Origin of the sequence: Polaribacter pectinis, assembly GCF_014352875.1 — a bacterium.
Lineage (GTDB): Bacteria > Bacteroidota > Bacteroidia > Flavobacteriales > Flavobacteriaceae > Polaribacter > Polaribacter pectinis.
Map to the genome: position 1 here is coordinate 870,550 of NZ_CP060695.1, position 17,169 is coordinate 887,718.

Sequence of the window (17,169 nt, forward strand, 5' to 3'; positions counted from 1 at the left end):
ATTTTATTACTTATCATCATCATATTTAAATTGGTTATTTTTTTGATTTGATAACCTTTTTTACAAATTGATTTTTACCGTCTAAAGAATTAACTTTAATAAAGTAAATCCCTGATTGTAAGTTTAAAAGAGAAATAGTTTTTTTTGCACTATTAATAAATTCTGAATGTACTTTTTTACCAATAAGGTTATAGATATCTACTATATAATTGTCTTTGTTTAAAGTATTAATAGTGATAGTTTCTACAAAAGGATTTGGATAAATAGAAATATTGTTTTCTATTGAATTTGAATCAATATTTAAAGTTCCAGAAAAGTATTTTTCAGCACGAGAAAAAGCTTCTTTTCCAATTTTATCACCAATAATTCTTCCTTTTATATCATCAATTGGTGGGTGTATACCGCCCCAAATTCGAGATAAACTTGTTTGGTCTGATGCATCTCTATAAGTTGCCCATTGTAAAGTAAAATCTTCTGTAGGACCTTCTTCAAAAACTAAAAATTCGTTTTGTTTAACGTCAAAAGTTCCAACTCCTCCAGGAAAATAAGAATCATTTGTTATTAATGTTAAAACTTCTGAAGCTGCTCTAGAAAAAGTAGAATGTCCAGAAAGGTATCCTGCAAACGGAGGAGTTACAAAAGACGGACGTTGATATGGCCACCAATGCGTACCCAAAATCCAATCTACACCAGCTAAATCTGTATCAGGATTGGTAATAAAATCTGGGCCTTTCCATGATTTTACTTTAACCTTGCCAACATTTTCATCATTATTACCCGCCAAAGGATCTCCAGTTTTAATTACTTCAATTAAATTTTCTATTAATGGTAAACCATGAGGGTTATAACTTGGTAAATTTTTATTAGAACTTTGCCCTTTAGAAGCCATGTATCTAATTGCGGAAATAGGTCGTATAAAGTCGTAATACCCTTTTATACCCCAAGTATTTATTGCTGAATCATGCATTGCTCCAGCTAAAACAAGATAACTTTTAACATCCCATTCTAAAGTTGGTAACTCTGTGTTAGAGTTTCCAAAAGTTTTTTTAGATTGTGGATGATCGCTTACATAATTTAAAATTGTAAACCAATGTCCAGGTGGTGTTTCCGAATCTGGACCATCTGCCCAAAACTCTGCTAAAACCCTTGCGTAATCTGCTCTTTTTACAATGTTGTTTTGATATTTTCTACCAGTTCTTGGGTTAATTAGATATCCTTTACCTGTGTCTCCACCATTTTCGAAATTATAGAATTCTTTATATTCTGTAAATGTTGATGGAAAATCTGATATAGGTACATTCCCAATAGAGTTTGGCGAAATATTCATAGTTTCGTTATCATTAGGGTCTAAATGTGCAGACCAAGCAATAACTAGAGAAAAGTTCCATTTGTAAGGGTCGTCTATTCCATCTTCATTAGATTCTTGTATATACACGGGAGCACCAGGATTGTTGTATATATAAGAATCAAAATTATTATTTAAGATTTCTAAATCATTTTTATTCAAAGAAAAAGGAATTACTTCTCCCCATTCTGGACTTAAAAATTCAGGTGTATTAAAAGGAAAAGGGTTTCCTGATTGATCTATAAATACGTCAAAAGCTAATGGTTGCCATCTATTTGGATCTATATTGCTGTTGTCTTCATAAAGTTTTAAAACTAAAGGGTTATTTACAGTCCTGTAGTATTTATTTCTATAACTATTTGTTTCATTTGCTCCATCTTGCATTCCAAAATCAATCATTTTTTCTGCCATATAGTTTCCTAGAGCAGCGTAAGAACCAGAATTATAATCTACAGAAACAAAGTCTTTATCATATCCTAAAGAAGTGAAAAAAGTTTCTAAAGAATTAAGTGTTTCTGATGCGTTAGGAGAATTTTTAAAGCGATGGTTCAATAATCTAAACAAAGCATAACTAATAATTTCTTTTGTTGCTTCGTCTTTATTTGCTGGAACAGCAATAGGAGTGTAGTCTGTTGTGTAATTGCCAAAAGTATTTCCTAAAAATATAGTTTGTGCAGTGTCATCGAAAATTGCCCAAGCATCATACATAATTGCAGATGAATGGAATAAGTTTCTTGCATGAACAGTTGGTCTAGCAAAATCTTTTCTAATTGCTTCTAAAAGTTCTTCATTCCATTGTCTAGCAATAGAATGTTGACTTTTAATAGTATTAGTAAATATAATAAATAGTACGAAAAAAAATGAAAATTTGCTCTTTAAAATCATTGTGTTAAATAAAGAGTAAAATTATTAAAATTAGTGGATAATTAAAGAAAATTTTAAAATTGTTTTTCTTTAAAAATTGGTAACCAAAGCTTTAAATAAACTAGCCTTTGTTTTAAAGAAAGAGTTCTCTAAAGCTATTGCCTTTAATTTTGCGTCTATATATTTAGCTTCTCTGTAGTTTACAAGAAATAGAGAGCTTTCTCCCAAGAAAAATTTGCGTTCTTCCGCTTTTAAAAGAGTATTGTAATCTTTAACTATATCTGCTGTATAATTATTTTGTACTGTATAAGATTTTAATTCTTGTTGAATTGCATTTACCTTATTTTTTATAACAACTTTCGTTGTCTTGTTTTCAAATTCTAAATCTTTTAACTTTATTCGAGCCAATTTTAAATCTCCTCTTTCTTTTCTTAAAAATAATGGCATGCTAAAATTGATTCCCGCTTTAAAGTTTTGTGTGTTTAATGAATTTATTTGTTCTGCATTTTGAGTTAAAAAGTTATATTGAACATCAATTTTAGGCAACAAACTGTTCAATTTTAGTCTTTTATCAATAGTTAAACTTTCAATTTTAAAACCCAAAGATTTAATTTTGGGATGCTGGTTAATGTCAAAATTTTTATTATTAAAAAGAGCAATATTTAAGGAAGCATCAATTGAGTTAACTGCATCTATATCTGGAATAATATTTTCTTTTAACTCTATTGGTGTATTATCATTCAACCATAAAAAGTTAGATAGCTCCAAAGAAGATTTTACTAATTTAATTCTAGATTTTTCTAAATTTAACTTTCTTGTTTTTAGAGTAATTCCTGCTTCTAAAGTGTCAATAGCTGGTTTTTCTCCTTCCATAAAAGCTTTTTTAGTTCCCTTGAAACGAATTTCTGCGTTGTTTAAAAAATCTTCGTATACTTTTTTTTCATTAAATGTTTTTAGCCAATTAAAATAAGTAATAGATGCATTATATAAAATTTCATTTACAAGAATTTGTTGATCTTCTTTAGCTTGATTTAAAAAGAACTTCGCTTTTTTAATGTCTGCCATTCTTTGGTTCATTAAAAACCCTTTTGCTAATGAAATTGAAATTCCTGCACTATACAAACCATCTTCTGGAACTGTGTTTTCTGGATTTAAATAGATACCTTCATTTTGTTCGAAATTCGCCTTAAACTCAACGCCATACCAAGTTGGTATTTTAAATGCTCCGTTTAATTTATTATAATATTCTTTCTCTTTAAATTGTTTTTTATCAAAATCTACTTCAATTTTAGGGTCAAAAGCACCTCTTGCTTTTAATAGTTTTGCCTCACTATTATTGATGATTAAATTGGCTTGTTTAACAATAGGATGATAGTTTTTTACGTATCCTAGATATTCTGATAAAGTCATTACAGACTCAATTTTATCTTGTGCAAAATTGATAGAATTTATCAATAAAAATAAAACTAAAAAGTACTTTCTCATAACTTATTTCTTATCAGATTTATCTCCTTTATTATTTCCTGCTGGTTGATAATAGTTAGGTGGGAAGCTGTTAAGTTGTCTCCAAAGCTCGAACCAAATTGGTACATCTTCTAATAATGCAATTGTTCTTGCTCCAGAACCAACTCTAATGGCTGTTGGCCAAGTTTGGTCTTTGTTATCTGGTGCTAACAAAATTCTGTATTTTCCATTATCGCTAATAAAGTTTTCTATTGCAACTACTTTTGCACCATATGTTCCGTAAGAAACGTTAGGCCATCCAGAGAATACAATTGCAGGCCAACCATCGAATTGAACTCTTACTTTTTCGCCAACATGTAAAAGAGGTAAATCTATTGGTCTTACATAGGTTTCTACAGCTAAATCGTATTTTTCTGGCATAATGCCAACCAAATCTTCACCTTCTTTAAAAGTACCACCAATTCCACCTTTTATTACTTTGTTAATGTATCCGTTTTGCGGAGCAGTTATAAATAATAAACTATTTCTAGCTTTGTAATTACTATTGCTGTTTTCTAATTTAGAAACTTGAGCTTTTGCATCAAAACCGCTAGATTGAGCAGTAAACATATCGCTTTGTGCTTTTGATATTTTATCTGTATATGTTGCACCAATTCGTGATAATTCTAATTCTGCGTTTAAAATATTATTTCTGCTTGCTAATAATTTATTTTCTTGAGAAATTAATTTAGCCTGCGTTTCTTGTAATTTTAAACGTTTTTCTTCAACATCTTTAACAGCTTTTAAGCCTTCTGTTTGTAAAGTTTCTGTTCTATTAAATTGCCTTTCTGCAATTTTAGTATTTGTTTTTGCCGCTTCATAATCTATACTATCGCTTTTTACTTTTAGTTTAGATTGCAATAATTTATTTCTTGTTTGTTGAATCTTTAATTGACGTTCATTTTTTAAAGCAGCAATTTGTCTTTCTAATGCCAAAACTTTTCCACTATAAGCGTTAACAGAAGATGATTTTGCATTAATTTGTTCATTAGTTCTTTCAATTAAACGCGAATCAAAATAATCACTTTTAACTTCAGAAATTCTTAAAATAGTATCTCCTTTTTTTACAAAATCTCCTTCATGCACAAGCCATTCTTCAATTCTACCAGGAATTTGAGATTGAATGGTTTGTGGTCTTTGATTTGGTGTTAAAGTAGTTACTTGACCTTGACTGGTTATATTCTGTGTCCAAGGTAAAAAAAGTACAATAAAACCTAAAATTGCAGCGGCTAATAGAAACTTATTAAAAGCTTTATAATATTCTTTGCTGAAAATTTCTTTTCCAGATTTAAACTTTTTTAAATCTACTTTTTTATTTAATTGATTGTTAGAAATGTTTAACATCGTTTAGTTTTTTATAGATTTAATCTTACCTTTTTCTAACGTAATTTTTTGATTACATTGAGATTTCCAGCTTTTTTTGCTACTTACTACTATTAAAGCCCAGGGTTGTTTAGGGTTTGTTAAATAATCGATAATCTTTAAAGTTTCGTCTAAATTAAATTGATCTAGTGGGTCTTCTAAAATCATAACTTTTGGTTGTTTGATAATAGCTCTGGCTAAAATTAATTTTTTAGCTTTCGTATAAGACATCTGTTTACCTTCTGGATGAATAATCGTGTCCAAACCATTGGGTTGTTCTTTTAAGAATTGATTTAATCCTACTGCATCTAAAGCTTCATAAATTATATCATCTTTTATAGCTTTATTTCCAAAAATTAAATTTTCTCTAATTGTCCCTTCAAAAGGGGTTTCTTCAGAAAGGGATAAACCTAATTGAGAACGATAATGATTTAAATGTAAACTGTTTAATGATAAGTTGTTAATATAGATGTTACCTGCAGTTGGTTGAATTACACCAGCAATTAAGCGTAATAAACTAGATTTTCCAGCACCACTTTCTCCCATAACAAGTATTCTACTAGATGGTTCTATGGTTAAAGATATGTTTTTAATAATATGCTTTTCTCTATCATTTACGCTGTAAGAAACGCTATCTAGCTCAATAATTAAACCGTCTTTAAACAATGGTCTTTCTCCTTCTTGTGGTTCTAATTCTTTGTCTACAACTTGTCCAATTTTTTCTATGGAAGTTAAAACATCATAAAAAGATTCTAAACCAATAATTAGTTTTTCTACAGAAGCAATTACTAAAAGAATAATAATTTCTGCAGCAACAAATTGTCCAATATTCATTTCTTGATTTAAAACTAATGCCCCACCAATTAAAAGCAAACTAGCTGTTACAATGACTTTAAAACTAATCATTTGTATAAATTGAATGACTAAAATTTTAAAGTGATTTTCTCTAGATATTAAATATTCCTCAACTAATGCATCATTTTTTTGCATTGCCAAATTTGTATTTCCAGAAAGCTTAAAACTTACTACTGTTCTTGCTATTTCTTGAATCCAGTGTGCAACTTTATATTTATTTTTAGATTCCACTAAACTGGTTTCTAATCCTTTTTGAGCTGTAAATTTAAAAACGATAAAAATTAGCAACAATAAAAGTATACCGAATATGATAAAAAATGGATGGTAAAAAGATAGCAAAATCAATGCAAAAAGTATTTGTAAAAGAGCAGTAGGTACATCAATTAAAATTTTTGCTAAACCTTTTTGGATAGTTAATGTATCAAAAAAACGATTTGCCAATTCTGGTGGATAATAATTGTGTAACTCATTCATTTTTATTTTTGGAAAACGATAACTCAATTCAAAAGAAGCTCTTGTAAAAATTCTTTGTTGAATGGTTTCTATAATTCTTAATTGCATAAGTTGCAATGCTCCAGAAAAAATAACACCAATAGTTACTAAAACAACCAAAACTACCCAAGATGTAGAAATTTGTGCACCTTGAATAAGATTAATAATAGCTTGAATTCCAAGAGGTAAAGATAGTGCCACAACTCCTCCAAAAATGGCATAATATAAAATCTGAAAAATATCTTTTCTTTCTAATTGTAATAAACCTAGAAAGCGTTTCCAAGGAGATAATTGTTTGTTTTCCATAGAATTTATAATAAAGAGTTTTTAGTTAGTTGTATAAAAAAATCTGTTGGAGATTCTCCTTTCCTGAAATTGGTGATTGATGGAAAATGTTCTATTAAATAATGCTGATGCAAGCCACCTTCTAAAATTGTACTTGCTAAATTTAAAGCAAAACTGTAATCTGGTTTTATGTCTAATATCATTCTTTCCAATCTAGAAATTAGCCTTTTATATATTTCGAAATATCCCTCTTTGTTTTCCAAATCTACATTTTTTGTTAAAAATGATTTTGAACTTTCATTAATAATTATTTTATAGAGTGAAATTTCATTAATATGTGCAAATTTACTATCTAATTTTACTTTTTTAGTAACTACTGCTATTGCTTTTTTTAATTTTTCTTCAACATTAGAAATATTAAAGGTTTCAATAACTAGTTGATATTCTAACCAAGCCCAATACCAACATGATAAATATAAAAGCAGCTTATGTTTGCTTTCAAAATATCTATAAATAGAACTTTCATTAGAACCAATTTTGCTTCCTAATTTTTTAAAAGTAAAACTCTCAAAACCAATTTCATCAATAAGTAAAATACTGTTTTCTACAATTCTTTTACCAAGATTTGATGTTTCAGGGTCTTTTATATAGATTTTTTCTGGTATGGAAATCTTTATTAATGATGATGAGTTTTTCATTTTACAACATTTATTTTGCAAATATAATAGTATTACTATTAATGTTAATTGTTTTATTTAATAATTAACAATTTTTTATAATATAAAAAAAACCTTCCGAAATTTCAGAAGGTTTACGTTAATTCAAACAATAAAATAAACAAAATTTTATGTCTTAATATTTAGCTATTCTTTATGAAAGAATACAGCAGATGCTGCTGCTAAATCTGTATTATAAATTGGAGTTAAGTTACCACCATTACCAATATTGTTATAAGCAAGGATTCTTCCACCACCATTACCAGCTTCTGCAATAAATACAGTTTTAGTATCTCCATCATAAGCAACATCTACAGGGTTACCTAGTAAAGTACTTGCTCCAGAAACTCTTGTTTGTTGACTTAAAGCTAACGTTGCGTTATTTTGTGTAGCATTAAATTTAGAAGTAAAATTTTCAATCACTTGAAAACCTCCATCATCTTGTCCATTAGAAGCTGCTCCAATATCTGTTAAAATCATTGTATCTGTCATACCATCATAAGTTAAACCATGAGTTCTTACAATACCTTCTACTGCAATTGTTTTAGTTGCAGAAATTGTTGTTGTACTAGTATTATTTAAAAAATTAGTATAAACTGCTAATTCATTTGTAGTGTCTACAATTGCATATAAATCATTTCCAATAAATGTTATTCCCCAAAGTTTAATATCTGTTGTTATTATGTTTCTTAAAGTAAAAGAGGTTCCATTTTTAGAATAAATAAAAAGTTTACCATCTTTTGTAGTATCATCTCCATCTGCATCTGCATTGTCTGCTACAACATAAAAATCACCATTAACAGCTAATTCTCTTGGACTTTTCATGTCTAAAGAACCAGTAATACCAATATTTACGTTTGCAGAAGTACTTGAAACGTTTATTCCTGTGTAACCTTCTAATCCAAAAGTGCTTCTAGAAGCCTGTACTACAAGGTCTTGATCGCCATCATAATAAATTCCATCAGCTTTAACTGTTGCGGTAGTTAGAGTAGATTTTGCTACAGCATTTATGTCTGTAACATTGTACATGTTTACATTTCCATCTGAATTATTAGAAGTAAATAAAATTTTAGTATCAAGATTAATGTCATTATCACTATTAGAACAAGATGATAAGGTTAAAGCGGTTGCGCATGCGAATGCAAAAATTTTAAGTGTTTTCATAATTATATAATTTTAGTTTTCAGTTTTACTTACGAGAAAAATGTAGAAGTGGTTTTATTTTTTTTAAAAATTTTGATAGAAATCTTTATTTTGAAGAAAATTAAATTTGTAGTATATTTGCAAAGTGTAGAGAATATCAAGAGATAATGTTATATTATTTCATTTTGGTTACTTTAAAAATCAATCTTTATATACTACATAAACTCTTAATAAAAACTCTATTTATAATTAATGGCAAAATCGCAACAAACATTTAGTAAAAGTGAAAAAGAAAAAAAACGTTTAAAGAAGCGTTTAGATAAGCAGAAAAAAATGGACGCTAGAAAGGCGGAAAAAGAAGAAAACGGATCAACAGGAATTCAGTTTGCATATGTAGATCATAATGGAAACTTAACAGATACTCCACCAGATCCAGAATTGAAAGTAGAAATCGAATTAGAAGATATAGAAATTTCTGTAACTAAAAAAGAAGATTTACCAGAAGAAGACCCAGTTAGAAAAGGAAAAGTTTCATTTTTTGATTCTTCTAAAGGTTTCGGTTTTATTATCGATACTGAAAATAACGAAAAATATTTTACACACATCAGTGGTATTATTGATGAGATTACAGAAAACGACAAAGTTTCTTTTGAATTAGAAAAAGGAATGCGTGGAATGAATGCTGTAAAAGTTAAGAAAATTTAATTTGCTCACACATAAATAATTTAAAATCCTTCTTTTAGAAGGATTTTTTTTGTCAGAAAATTAAACTTAAAAAGTAATTAAACCATCTTCATATTTTTAGTCTAATAAGCTAAACTTAATTATTTTTGCAAACTGAATTAACTCAATTTTATGAAATTAAGACAAAATGTTTTTCTAGTATTATTTTTATTTTCGATACAACTAATATCTGCCCAAATAAAAGGAAAAATTGTTGATGGAGAAGATAATTATCCATTAGAATATGCTAGTGTAGCTTTATATAATTCTCAAAGTAAAACTTTAATTAATGGTGTTGTCACAGATAATAAAGGTCAGTTTTTAATTACCAGTGTAAAATCTGGAACCTATTATATAGAAGCTTCTTTTCTTGGTTATCAGACAAAAACTATACAGTCTATTGTTATCAACAAAAACGGAGAATTTAAAGATGTAGGAACCATAAAATTAAGTTTAGGTACTACAAATCAATTAAATGAAGTAGTTGTTAAAACAGAAAAACAAACGGTTTCTCATAAAATTGATCGACAAGTTTTCGATACTAAAAAATATCAAACAGCTGTTGGTGGAAATGCTGTAGATATTGTAAAAAATTTACCTTCAGTTACAATAGATGGTTTAGGAGAAATAAGTGTAAGAGGAAGTAAAGGTTTTACCGTTTTAATAAATGGCAAACCAACACAAGGAGATGCAAGTGCAATTCTAGCACAATTACCAGCTAATGCATTGCAATCTATAGAGTTAATTACTGCACCTTCTGCAAAATATGATCCTGAAGGAAAAGGAGGAATACTAAACATACTCACAAAAAAAGGAGCAATTAACGGAACATTTGCTCAAATTAATGTTCGTGGTGGATTTCCTTCGATTGAAGATTATGACACAAAAGTAGCAGCACAGAGATATGGAATTGATGCAACTGTAAATAAAAGAACAGATAATTGGAATATTTCTGTTGGAGCAAGTTATCAAAGAAATGATAAAACCGGTAGAAGAGAAGGAGACATGTTTATTGTAAATACTCCAGAAGACAAAACAACTTTTTTACCTTCTGATGGAGAACGTAGTTTCGATGAAATTACCTATAATGGACGTTTTAACGTAGATTATACGCCAAATAAAAATGATAATTTTTCTTTAGGATTTTTTGCAGGAAAAAGAACAAAAGAACGTTTGGCAGATATTGTTTACTTCGATAATCATGCAATTTCTCCAATTGGGAGTAACAATCGTGAATATACATTTGCATATTACAATCATAATTTAAGAGTTAGAAAAGGAGATTTTGCTTTAGGAAGTTTCGATTATTCGCATAAATTTGATAATAAATCTAAAATTTCTACTTCTATATTATATGAATACACTTTTTTAGGCGGACCAACAGAAAATGATAATTTAGGTTTTCCAGATAATAATATTGTGTATCAAAAAGAATTCAATACAAACGACAATCCTTTATATGGAACACGTTTTAATTTAGATTATCAATGGAAACCTTTTGAATTAGGAACTTTAGAAACAGGTTATCAATACAGGGATTTAGATCACACAGGAAAATTCGTTTATGAAAGAGATGGTGTTTTAGTACCTGAATTTTCTAGTGATGTTAGTTTAAAAAGAGTAATTCATTCTAGTTATGCACAAATTACTGGAACAAAAAATAAATGGGATTACGCAGCTGGTTTACGTTTAGAATCAATGGATAGAGAGTATAAAGAAGCTTTACAGAGTGAAACTACAGAAAACGTGTATGATTATGATTTTGTAAAGTTATTCCCTTCAGCATCTTTACAATATAAAATTGATGATAAAACAAACATAAAAACTGCATATAGTAAAAGAGTAGAAAGAACAACAACTTTTAAGATGAATAGTTTTGCAGAACGCGAACATTCAGAAGTTTTTGAGCAAGGAGATAATACGTTGTTGCCAGAATTTATAGATTTAGTTGAATTAGGCTTCACAAAAAAACTAAAAAAAGGAAATTCCATTTATGCAACTGCATATTATAGACATGTAAATAATGTTATAAATCGTGTAAATACATTAGCCTACGAAAGTAATGGTGCTGTTTTAGACAGTATTATAAACAGAGTATATTCTAATGTTGGTAAAAGTAATTCAATTGGTATTGAAGTTGGAGCAACTATAAAACCAACAAAAAATTGGACAAACTTCATCGGTGTAAACGTTTATAATTACGCTATTGATGGTGTTTTAAACTTTAGACATAGAGATGGAGTAGAAAGAAATTATGATATTGATTCAAAATCTACTATTTATTCTTTCAATTTAAATTCTACGTATAATTTCTGGGAAAATGCTTCTTTGCAATTTACGTTTAATTATTTATCTGATAGAAATACAGCAATGGGTGAAGATTCTCGTTTTTACTCGCCAAATTTAACGTTTAGAAAAACGTTTATGGACAATCGTTTAACAGCTACTTTACAGTGGCAAAATATAGATATGGGCTTATTTAAGACGAATGAACAACGAATTACTACATCTAGACCAAATCAATTTTTTACAACTACAAACTATGTCTATGAAGTAGATATGGTTTCTTTAAACCTTTCTTATACATTTAATGCAGCTAAAAATAAATCAAAATTTATTGATAGTGAATTTGGGAAACGTGAGTTTTAAGTAGCTAATTTTTAAAAGAAAAAATCCTTCAATTTTTAAATTTGAAGGATTTTTTTTATGAACTTTAAAGTACTGTTTCTTAAATTTATAATTACGAATTATAAAATTCCATACTCTCAACAATTAAATCTTCAGAGACTTTACAATCTAATTTATGATTTTCATAATCGTTTAAAAGCACAAAATTTACTTGTCCGTTTACGTTTTTCTTATCATGTTTTAATAATTCCATAATTCCAGAAAAATCTTCTTTTAAAAGATTTATTTTATCATAAATAGATAAAACAACCTCTTTTATTTCGTTTAATTTGGTTTCTGGAAAATTTAGAAGTTTACTAGAAATATAGCTTTCACAAACCATTCCAATAGCAATTGCTTCACCATGAGTTAAGTTTTCCTTATCTGCCGATTCTAAATAAAAAGACTCAATTGCATGCCCAATTGTATGTCCAAAATTTAATATTTTACGCAAACTTTTTTCTTTCGGATCTTGTAGAACAACTTCATTTTTTATTTCAACAGATCTAAATATTAATTCGTTGATATGTAGTCCTTTGTTTAGTTTTACCTCATTAAATAGTTTAATATCATAAGTAACACCATATTTAATGATTTCTGCCATTCCAGATTTAATTTCTCTTTCTGTTACAGTCGTTAAATAATCTGCATCTACCAAAACCATTTCTGGGTTAGAAAACAAACCAATCTGGTTTTTTAAAACTCCTAAATCAACTCCAGTTTTTCCACCAACAGAAGCATCAACCATAGAAAGTAAAGTTGTTGGTATATTTACAAAGTCGATTCCACGTTTAAAACAAGAAGCCACAAAACCACCTAAATCTGTTATTACTCCACCACCCAAAGTAATTAGTAAACTTTTTCTATCACCACCAAGTTCTGTAATTGCGTTCCAGACACCAATACAAGTTTCAATATTTTTATTAATCTCTCCAGACTCAATTTCTATGACTTCGATTCTCTTATTTGTTTCTAAATTTGGTATAAATTTAGGGTAACAATGTTCAAAAGTATTCTCATCTACTAAAATAAATATAGTAGAGTAATCATTTTTAACAATTAAATTAGATAGCTTTTTATACGCTTCTTCTTGAAAATGAACAGGATAACTTGCGGCTTGAATAGTTTTCATCGATAAAATATTATGACTGCAAATTAAATAGAATTTATTGAATTATTTATCCTCTTGCAGTATATTTGTTTTTGATAAAACGATACCGAATGAAACTTTTCGACAATACAGAAGTAGCTTTTGCTTTAAAATCAGATTCACAATTAGAACGCGCTTATTTTTTGTTTAAAATGATACAAAACCAACCAATGGTAAGAATTGGTAGTGCTGTAACTAATTTTGCTTTAAAAGCACATTTGCCAATAGAAGGCCTAATCCGTTCAACGGTTTTCGACCATTTTTGTGGTGGTGTAACAGAAGAAGATTGTTTACCAATCATAGATAATATGCATACAAATGGTAACGTGCATAGTGTTTTAGACTATTCTGTAGAAGGAAAAGACAAAGAAGTAAGTTTTGATGGAGCTTTAAAAATCATTTTAAAAATTGTTGATTTTTGTGAAGAAAAAAAGTCAATTCCATTTGCTGTTTTTAAACCATCAGGATTTGGACGTTTTGGTTTGTATCAAAAAATATCTGAAGGAAAAGAATTAACAAAAGACGAAGAAGCAGAGTGGGAGCGTGTTTTAAATCGTTTTCATACAGTTTGTAAAGCTGCTCTTAAAAAAGATGTTCCATTATTAATAGATGCAGAAGAAAGTTGGATGCAAAAAGCTGCCGATGATCTTATAGAATCTTTAATGGAAACATATAATAAAGAAAAAGCTATTGTTTTTAATACATTACAAATGTATAGACATGATAGAATGGAATATTTAAAAGAGTTACGTTCTAGAGCTCATCAAAAAGGGTTTTACATTGGTATGAAAGTAGTTCGTGGTGCTTACATGGAAAAAGAACGAGAAAGAGCAGAAGAAAAAGGATATCCTTCACCAATTTGTGAAAACAAAGAAGCAACAGATCTAAATTATGATGAAGCCATAAAATACATGATGGAACATCCAAGAATGGCACTTTTTGCAGGAACTCATAATGAAGAAAGCTCCTATTTAGTTATGGATTTAGCTAAAAAATACGGAATTAAAGAAAATGATAAAAGACTGTGGTTTGGGCAATTATTTGGTATGAGCGATCATATTAGCTATAATTTAGCAAACCAAGGTTACAATGTTGCAAAATATTTACCTTTTGGTCCAGTTAGAGATGTTATGCCGTATTTAATTCGTAGAGCAGAAGAAAATACTTCTGTTGCAGGACAAACAAGTAGAGAATTAAATTTATTGAAAACAGAGCGTAAACGCAGAAAATTGTAATGAAAACCGTAGAAGAAATTAGAATATTGCTCCATAAAAACAAATTGAGATTACATCAAGAAATCTCTCAAAGCAAGGAAGCGATGCATTTAATTAGAAAATCTACACACTCGAAGTTAACATTTGAAGAGAAGGAAAAAATAAAAATTCAACTGTTAGATATTTGTAAGTCGATACCAGCATTGGCAGTTTTTTTATTGCCTGGAGGTGCATTATTGCTACCATTACTAATAAAATTAATTCCAGATATTTTACCCTCTGCATTTCAAGACAATCCTAAAAATGAATAATTTGGACGTTACCTTATCAGGTCGCGCTTTCCACTATATCTTTTTATTTAGAATATATATCAATAGCTATCTGTAGTTCAGTTAATTAATAAATTAATTCGTAGATACTTGAGTAAATTTAGCATAAAAAGGATGCCGTTTCAATCGCTAACGCGCACACATGCCAAAACAGTTCAAATTATTTAACAATATGGCACATTAAAATACTTTGTAAAAAATAGTGTAATTCACTTCTAAACAATTACTTTTGCACGAAATTTAAGAAAGTACAAATGCACGAAATTAGAAACATCGCAATTATTGCCCACGTCGATCACGGAAAAACAACTTTGGTAGATAAAATTATAGATCAAGCAAAAGTTTTAGACGACCGTAAAGAACGTACAGATTTATTGTTAGATAATAACGATTTAGAGCGTGAAAGAGGAATTACAATTCTTTCTAAAAACGTTTCTGTTACTTATAAAAACACAAAAATTAACGTAATTGATACTCCTGGTCACGCCGATTTTGGTGGAGAAGTAGAGCGTGTATTAAAAATGGCTGATGGTGTTTTGTTATTAGTTGATGCATTCGAAGGGCCAATGCCACAAACTCGTTTTGTGTTAGGTAAAGCTTTAGAGTTAGGTTTAACGCCAATTGTTGTAGTAAACAAAGTAGATAAAGAAAACTGTACACCAGATTTAGTGCACGAAAAAGTTTTCGATTTAATGTTTGCTTTAGAAGCAACTGAAGAGCAATTAGATTTTGCAACTATTTATGGTTCTGCAAAAAATAATTGGATGTCTACAGATTGGAAAAACGAAACAGACAATATTATTCCTTTATTAGATGCTGTTATAGAATCTATTCCAGCAACAAAATACAACGAAGGAACTGCTCAAATGCAAATTACATCTTTAGATTTTTCTTCTTTTACAGGAAGAATTGCAATCGGACGTATATTTAGAGGAGATTTAGAAGTTGGTAAAGATTACATGCTTTGTAAAGCAGATGGATCTACTAAAAAAGTAAGAATTAAAGAATTACACGTATTCGAAGGAATGGGTAAAATGCAAGTAGACAAAGTTCCTTGTGGAGATATTTGTGCTATTACCGGTATTGAAGGTTTCGAAATTGGTGATACAATTGCAGATTTAGAAAATCCTGAAGCATTACCAAGAACAGAAATTGACCAACCTACAATGAGTATGTTGTTTACAATTAACAATTCTCCTTTCTTTGGTAAAGAAGGTAAATATGTAACATCTCGTCACTTAAGAGACAGATTGTTTAAAGAATTAGAGAAAAATCTTGCATTAAAAGTAGAAACTACAGATTCTGAAGATAAATTTAACGTTTTCGGACGTGGAGTTTTACACTTATCTGTATTAATTGAAACAATGCGTAGAGAAGGTTATGAATTACAAGTGGGAAGACCACAGGTAATTTTAAAAGATATAGATGGTGTAAAATCAGAACCATATGAAACCTTATCTATTGATGTACCAGAAGATGTTGCTTCTAAAGCAGTAAACTTGGTTTCTTTAAGAAAAGGAGATTTAATGATTATGGAGCCTAAAGGAGATTTACAACATTTAGAGTTTACAATTCCTTCTCGTGGTTTAATAGGTTTAAGAAATAGAATTTTAACTGCAACAGCAGGTACTGCTATTATTAACCACCGTTTTTCAGAATACGGACCTTACAAAGGAGACTTTACAGAAGAAGTAAAAGGAGCAATCGTTTCTTCTGCTGCTGGTAAAGCAACTGCCTATGCATTAAACCGTTTACAAGATAGAGGTCGTTTCTTTATTGATATCAATCAAGAAATATACATTGGTCAAGTAATTGGAGAAAACTCTAAATCAGACGATTTAGCAGTTAACTTAATTAAAGGAAAGCAATTAACAAACATGCGTAAATCTGGTACAGATGATGCTATGAAAATTGCACCAAAAGTAGACTTTTCTTTAGAAGAAAATATGGAATACATTAAAGCTGATGAGTATTTAGAAGTTACTCCAGAAAGTTTACGTATGCGTAAAATCAACTTTAAAGGATAAGAAATACAAATAGAATAATATATTTAAAAAGCTCAAGTTTTAAACTTGAGCTTTTTTTATCTTTGTAATATGAGTGATTTTAAACACCTTTTCCAAACATTAAAACAAAGCCTTACAAATGATGAGTTTGTAAAACTTACATTAAGCAAACCTCTTAAAAAAGGTGAAGGATTGATAAATGTATACATGCGTTTGTTTATCATTGATAATAAACAAGTTTTTCAATTAAAATACCGTCATAAAGAGGAAGAGAAATACAAACAATTTTCTTTTGATGAGGTAATTTCTGAAATAGAAAATTTATTGATAAATAAATTTAGAGCAGCCACTTTATTTACCTTAAATGAAGATTTATTGGTTATGGTTTCTAAAAAGAAAGCTGTTTCTTACAGAGAGAATGCACCAAGTTTTAAAAATAAACTGCCAGACATAGAACCTCAATTTAGTTAAAATTGAGATGTTTATTCAATGTTTTATAGGTGTAGTTAGAGAAT

At 29.0% G+C, this 17,169-nt stretch carries 13 protein-coding genes; 6 read left to right on the plus strand and 7 right to left on the minus strand.

Annotated elements, in window-relative coordinates:
- Positions 1-34: 34 nt before the first annotated feature.
- The 6 genes from H9W90_RS04160 to H9W90_RS04185 all read right to left on the minus strand — a co-directional run bounded on the left by H9W90_RS04160 (position 35) and on the right by H9W90_RS04185 (position 8,586).
- Positions 35-2,230: a T9SS type A sorting domain-containing protein gene (locus H9W90_RS04160; protein WP_187483207.1), complete on the minus strand. Its 2,196-nt coding sequence runs from the start codon at positions 2,228-2,230 to the stop codon at positions 35-37.
- A gap of 69 nt (positions 2,231-2,299) precedes the next feature.
- Positions 2,300-3,694 (minus strand): TolC family protein, encoded by a 1,395-nt coding sequence (locus tag H9W90_RS04165; RefSeq protein WP_187483208.1) that lies wholly within the window; start codon positions 3,692-3,694, stop codon positions 2,300-2,302.
- Between the two features lie 3 nt (positions 3,695-3,697).
- Complete coding sequence (locus tag H9W90_RS04170; RefSeq protein WP_187483209.1) at positions 3,698-5,056, minus strand: HlyD family secretion protein; 1,359 nt, start codon at positions 5,054-5,056, stop codon at positions 3,698-3,700.
- Positions 5,057-5,059: 3 nt separating this feature from the next.
- Positions 5,060-6,727: a peptidase domain-containing ABC transporter gene (locus H9W90_RS04175; protein WP_187483210.1), complete on the minus strand. Its 1,668-nt coding sequence runs from the start codon at positions 6,725-6,727 to the stop codon at positions 5,060-5,062.
- A 5-nt stretch (positions 6,728-6,732) separates the two neighbouring features.
- Positions 6,733-7,404, minus strand: coding sequence for a TetR/AcrR family transcriptional regulator (locus tag H9W90_RS04180; protein ID WP_187483211.1), 672 nt, complete (start codon positions 7,402-7,404; stop codon positions 6,733-6,735).
- A gap of 165 nt (positions 7,405-7,569) precedes the next feature.
- Positions 7,570-8,586 carry a hypothetical protein gene (locus H9W90_RS04185; protein WP_187483212.1) on the minus strand — a complete coding sequence of 339 codons (1,017 nt, stop codon included), beginning with the start codon at positions 8,584-8,586 and terminating at the stop codon, positions 7,570-7,572.
- A 231-nt stretch (positions 8,587-8,817) separates the two neighbouring features.
- On the opposite strand from H9W90_RS04185, the gene H9W90_RS04190 reads away from it, so the two are divergent.
- Both H9W90_RS04190 and H9W90_RS04195 read left to right on the plus strand, forming a co-directional pair.
- Positions 8,818-9,270 (plus strand): cold-shock protein, encoded by a 453-nt coding sequence (locus tag H9W90_RS04190; RefSeq protein ID WP_187483213.1) that lies wholly within the window; start codon positions 8,818-8,820, stop codon positions 9,268-9,270.
- Positions 9,271-9,420: 150 nt separating this feature from the next.
- On the plus strand, positions 9,421-11,937 hold the full coding sequence (locus H9W90_RS04195; RefSeq protein ID WP_187483214.1) for a TonB-dependent receptor: 2,517 nt from the start codon (positions 9,421-9,423) through the stop codon (positions 11,935-11,937).
- A 91-nt stretch (positions 11,938-12,028) separates the two neighbouring features.
- Here the strand turns inward: H9W90_RS04195 and aroB are convergent, their stop codons facing one another.
- Positions 12,029-13,087: a 3-dehydroquinate synthase gene (gene aroB, locus H9W90_RS04200; protein ID WP_187483215.1), complete on the minus strand. Its 1,059-nt coding sequence runs from the start codon at positions 13,085-13,087 to the stop codon at positions 12,029-12,031.
- 89 nt (positions 13,088-13,176) lie between these two features.
- Here aroB and H9W90_RS04205 point away from each other — a divergent pair, with 89 nt between their 5' ends.
- From H9W90_RS04205 to H9W90_RS04220, 4 genes are all read left to right on the plus strand, one after another.
- Positions 13,177-14,340: a proline dehydrogenase family protein gene (locus H9W90_RS04205; RefSeq protein ID WP_187483216.1), complete on the plus strand. Its 1,164-nt coding sequence runs from the start codon at positions 13,177-13,179 to the stop codon at positions 14,338-14,340.
- Positions 14,340-14,630 (plus strand): LETM1 domain-containing protein, encoded by a 291-nt coding sequence (locus H9W90_RS04210; RefSeq protein WP_187483217.1) that lies wholly within the window; start codon positions 14,340-14,342, stop codon positions 14,628-14,630. Before H9W90_RS04205 ends, H9W90_RS04210 begins: the two co-directional genes overlap by 1 nt.
- A gap of 272 nt (positions 14,631-14,902) precedes the next feature.
- On the plus strand, positions 14,903-16,675 hold the full coding sequence (gene typA, locus H9W90_RS04215; RefSeq protein WP_187483218.1) for a translational GTPase TypA: 1,773 nt from the start codon (positions 14,903-14,905) through the stop codon (positions 16,673-16,675).
- A 69-nt stretch (positions 16,676-16,744) separates the two neighbouring features.
- The gene (locus H9W90_RS04220) at positions 16,745-17,125 is read left to right on the plus strand and encodes a hypothetical protein (protein ID WP_187483219.1); all 381 of its coding nucleotides are present in this window, start codon (positions 16,745-16,747) and stop codon (positions 17,123-17,125) included.
- Positions 17,126-17,169: the final 44 nt, after the last annotated feature.

Coding starts and splice junctions, on each gene's coding strand:
- H9W90_RS04180 (WP_187483211.1), bottom strand. CDS start 7,404: ATGAAAAACTCATCATCATTAATAAAGATTTCCATACCAGAAAAAATC.
- aroB (WP_187483215.1), bottom strand. CDS start 13,087: ATGAAAACTATTCAAGCCGCAAGTTATCCTGTTCATTTTCAAGAAGAA.
- H9W90_RS04220 (WP_187483219.1), top strand. CDS start 16,745: ATGAGTGATTTTAAACACCTTTTCCAAACATTAAAACAAAGCCTTACA.
- H9W90_RS04160 (WP_187483207.1), bottom strand. CDS start 2,230: ATGATTTTAAAGAGCAAATTTTCATTTTTTTTCGTACTATTTATTATA.
- H9W90_RS04175 (WP_187483210.1), bottom strand. CDS start 6,727: ATGGAAAACAAACAATTATCTCCTTGGAAACGCTTTCTAGGTTTATTA.
- H9W90_RS04165 (WP_187483208.1), bottom strand. CDS start 3,694: ATGAGAAAGTACTTTTTAGTTTTATTTTTATTGATAAATTCTATCAAT.
- H9W90_RS04205 (WP_187483216.1), top strand. CDS start 13,177: ATGAAACTTTTCGACAATACAGAAGTAGCTTTTGCTTTAAAATCAGAT.
- H9W90_RS04170 (WP_187483209.1), bottom strand. CDS start 5,056: ATGTTAAACATTTCTAACAATCAATTAAATAAAAAAGTAGATTTAAAA.
- H9W90_RS04190 (WP_187483213.1), top strand. CDS start 8,818: ATGGCAAAATCGCAACAAACATTTAGTAAAAGTGAAAAAGAAAAAAAA.
- H9W90_RS04185 (WP_187483212.1), bottom strand. CDS start 8,586: ATGAAAACACTTAAAATTTTTGCATTCGCATGCGCAACCGCTTTAACC.
- H9W90_RS04210 (WP_187483217.1), top strand. CDS start 14,340: ATGAAAACCGTAGAAGAAATTAGAATATTGCTCCATAAAAACAAATTG.
- H9W90_RS04195 (WP_187483214.1), top strand. CDS start 9,421: ATGAAATTAAGACAAAATGTTTTTCTAGTATTATTTTTATTTTCGATA.
- typA (WP_187483218.1), top strand. CDS start 14,903: ATGCACGAAATTAGAAACATCGCAATTATTGCCCACGTCGATCACGGA.